The 3601-nt window shown below is 67.0% G+C and carries 3 protein-coding genes; all 3 read left to right on the top strand.

What is annotated here, in order from left to right:
• Window positions 1-3 precede the first annotated feature (3 nt).
• The 3 genes from AC3FOF_RS44410 to AC3FOF_RS44420 all read left to right on the top strand — a co-directional run bounded on the left by AC3FOF_RS44410 (window position 4) and on the right by AC3FOF_RS44420 (window position 3600).
• Entirely contained in the window at window positions 4-753 is a 750-nt protein-coding gene (locus tag AC3FOF_RS44410) for an electron transfer flavoprotein subunit beta/FixA family protein (protein WP_488726591.1), read from the top strand.
• 19 nt (window positions 754-772) lie between these two features.
• The gene (locus AC3FOF_RS44415) at window positions 773-1708 is read left to right on the top strand and encodes an electron transfer flavoprotein subunit alpha/FixB family protein (RefSeq protein ID WP_488730300.1); all 936 of its coding nucleotides are present in this window, start codon (window positions 773-775) and stop codon (window positions 1706-1708) included.
• 107 nt (window positions 1709-1815) lie between these two features.
• Window positions 1816-3600, top strand: coding sequence for an acyl-CoA dehydrogenase (locus AC3FOF_RS44420; RefSeq protein ID WP_488730301.1), 1785 nt, complete (start codon window positions 1816-1818; stop codon window positions 3598-3600).
• Window position 3601 lies beyond the last annotated feature (1 nt).

Raw genomic sequence — 3601 nt, forward strand, 5'->3', positions numbered from 1 at the left:
CGCATGAAAGTACTCGTCGCAGTCAAGCGCGTGGTGGATTACAACGTCAAGGTCCGGGTGAAGTCGGACGGTACGGGCGTGGATCTGGCCAACGTCAAGATGAGCATGAACCCGTTTGACGAAATCGCCGTGGAAGAAGCGGTGCGTCTGAAGGAAGCCGGGGTGGCCACCGAGGTGATCGCCGTCTCGTGCGGCGTTGCCCAGTGCCAGGAAACCCTGCGGACCGCGATGGCGATCGGCGCCGACCGCGGCATCCTGGTCGAGTCGAACGAAGACCTGCAACCGCTGGCGGTGGCCAAGCTGCTCAAGGCGCTGGTCGACAAGGAACAGCCGCAACTGGTGATCCTGGGCAAGCAGGCCATCGACGACGACTCCAACCAGACCGGCCAGATGCTGGCCGCGCTGGCAGGCCTGCCGCAAGCGACCTTCGCCTCCAAGGTGGTGGTGGCCGATGGCCGGGCGTCGGTGACGCGCGAAGTGGACGGCGGTCTGGAGACCCTGTCGATCAAGCTGCCGGCGATGGTGACCACCGACCTGCGCCTGAACGAGCCGCGCTATGTGACGCTGCCCAACATCATGAAGGCCAAGAAGAAGCAGCTCGACACCGTCAAGCCGGAAGATCTCGGCGTGGACGTGGCGCCCCGGCTGAAGACCCTCAAGGTCGTCGAGCCGCCCAAGCGCAGCGCGGGTGTGATGGTGCCGGACGTTGCGACGCTGGTGCAAAAGCTGAAGAACGAAGCCAAGGTCATCTGAGCGCGCCAGGAGATAAAACATGACTGCACTCGTCATTGCTGAACACGACAACCAATCCATCAAGGGCGCCACGCTGAACACCGTGACGGCAGCTCTCCAGTGCGGCGGCGACGTCCACGTGCTGGTGGCCGGCGCCAACGCCGCTGCTGCAGCCGCCGCTGCCGCCAAGATCGCCGGCGTGTCCAAGGTACTGCTGGCCGATGCCCCGTATTTCGGCGACGGCCTGGCCGAGAACGTGGCCGAGCAAGCGCTGGCCATCGCCAGCGACTACAGCCACATCCTGGCGCCCGCCACCCCCTACGGCAAGAACATCCTGCCGCGCGTGGCCGCCAAGCTGGACGTAGCCCAGCTGTCGGACATCACCAAGGTGGACGGCCCGGATACCTTCGAGCGCCCGATCTACGCCGGCAACGCGATCTCGACCGTGCAATCGTCGGACAAGGTCAAGGTCATCACCGTGCGCACCACCGGCTTTGACGCCGCCGCTGCCGAAGGTGGCTCGGCCGCCGTGGAAAACCTGCCGGCCGTGGCCGACGCCGGCATCTCGCAATTCGTTTCGCGCGAAGTGACCAAGAGCGACCGCCCCGAGCTGACCGCCGCCAAGATCATCGTGTCCGGTGGCCGTGGCGTGGGTTCCGGCGAGAACTACACCAAGGTGCTGACGCCGCTGGCCGACAAGCTGAACGCCGCGATGGGCGCATCCCGCGCCGCCGTCGATGCCGGCTTCGTGCCCAACGATTACCAGGTCGGCCAGACCGGCAAGATCGTTGCGCCGCAGCTGTACATCGCCGTCGGCATTTCCGGCGCGATCCAGCATCTGGCCGGCATGAAGGATTCCAAGGTGATCGTGGCGATCAACAAGGACGCCGAAGCGCCGATCTTCTCGGTGGCCGACTATGGCCTGGTGGGCGACCTGAACACCGTGGTGCCAGAGCTGGTGGCGGCGCTGGGCTGATCCACGCGACCTGGCGCGGCGTTCGACTCGCCGGGTCCGATCAGGAAGTACTAGCCGTTCCGGGCCTGCCCGAGAACGGCTTTTTTTATACCTATCCGGAGACATCGATGACCTACCGTGCCCCGCTCAAAGACATGTTGTTCGTGATGAACGAACTGGCCGGCCTGGACGCCGTCAGCAAGCTGCCCGGTTTCGAGGACGCCACGCCGGAGACCGCGCAGGCGGTGCTCGACGAGGCCGCCAAGTTCAACGAGCAGGTGGTGGCGCCGCTCAACCGCATCGGCGACACCGATCCCAGCAGCTGGAAGGACGGCGTGGTCACCACCACGCCCGGGTTCAAGGACGCGTTCCGCCAGTTTGGCGAGGGCGGCTGGCAGGGCGTGCTGCATCCGCAGGAGTTCGGCGGCCAGGGCCTGCCCAAGCTGATCGCCACCGCCTGCAACGAGATGCTCAACACGGCCAACCTGTCGTTCGCCCTGTGCCCGTTGCTGACCGACGGCGCCATCGAGGCCTTGCTGACCGCGGGCAGCGACGCGCAGAAGGCCATGTTCCTGCCCAAGCTGATCTCCGGCGAATGGACCGGCACCATGAACCTGACCGAGCCGCAGGCCGGCTCGGACCTGGCCGCGGTGCGCACGCGCGCCGAGCCGCAGGGCGACGGGACCTACAAGCTGTTCGGCACCAAGATCTTCATCACCTACGGCGAGCACGACATGGCGCAGAACATCGTCCATCTCGTGCTGGCGCGTACGCCGACGGCGCCCGAGGGCGTCAAGGGCATCTCGCTGTTCATCGTGCCCAAGTTCCTGGTGAACGAAGACGGCTCGACGGGGGCGCGCAACGATGCGCATTGCGTATCGATCGAGCACAAGCTGGGCATCAAGGCCAGCCCCACCGCCGTGCTGCAGTTCGGCGACCATGGCGGCGCCATCGGCACGCTGGTCGGCGAGGAAAACCGCGGTCTGGAATACATGTTCATCATGATGAACTCGGCGCGCTTCTCGGTGGGCATGCAGGGGATCGCCGTGTCCGAGCGGGCCTACCAGCAGGCGGTGGCCTTTGCCCGCGAGCGCGTGCAAAGCCGTCCGGTCGACGGCTCCGCGCGCGAGGCGGTGACGATCATCCATCACCCGGACGTCAAGCGCATGCTGATGACCATGCGTGCGCTGATCGAGGGCGCGCGCGCGGTGGCGTACGTGGCCGCGGCGGCGTGCGATGCGGCGCACCAGCACCCGGACCAAGCGGTGCGCGGGCAGAACCAGGCCTTCTACGAGTTCATGGTGCCCATCGTCAAGGGCTGGAGCACCGAGCTGTCGATCGATGTCACCAGCCTGGGCGTGCAGGTGCACGGCGGCATGGGCTTCATCGAGGAAACCGGCGCGGCCCAGCATTATCGCGACGCCCGCATCCTGCCGATCTACGAAGGCACGACGGCGATCCAGGCCAACGACCTGGTCGGCCGCAAGACCGTGCGCGACGGCGGCGCGGTGGCGCGCGGCATCTGCGCGCAGATCGCGGGAACCGAGGCGGCGCTGGGCGCGCACGGTGGCGCGGCGTTCGCCGCGGTGCAGGCGCAACTGGCCAAGGGGCGCGCGGCGCTGGAGGCGGTGGTGGCATTCGTGGTGGCCAACGCCAAGTCGGACCCCAACGCCGTGTTCGCCGGCAGCGTGCCTTACCTGAAGCTGTGCGGCATCGTGTTCTCGGGCTGGCAGCTGGGCCGGGCGATGCTGGCGGCGGAAGCGAAGCGCGGCGAGGATCCGGCGTTCCTCGACGCCAAGATCGCCACCGCGCATTTCTTCGCGGAGCATATCCTGTCGCAGGCATCGGGCTTGCGCGACGCCATCGTGGCGGGGGCGGCGCCGGTCAATGCGTTGAGCGAAGCGCAGTTCTGAG

The organism is Cupriavidus sp. 96C5-1 (assembly GCF_057798855.1).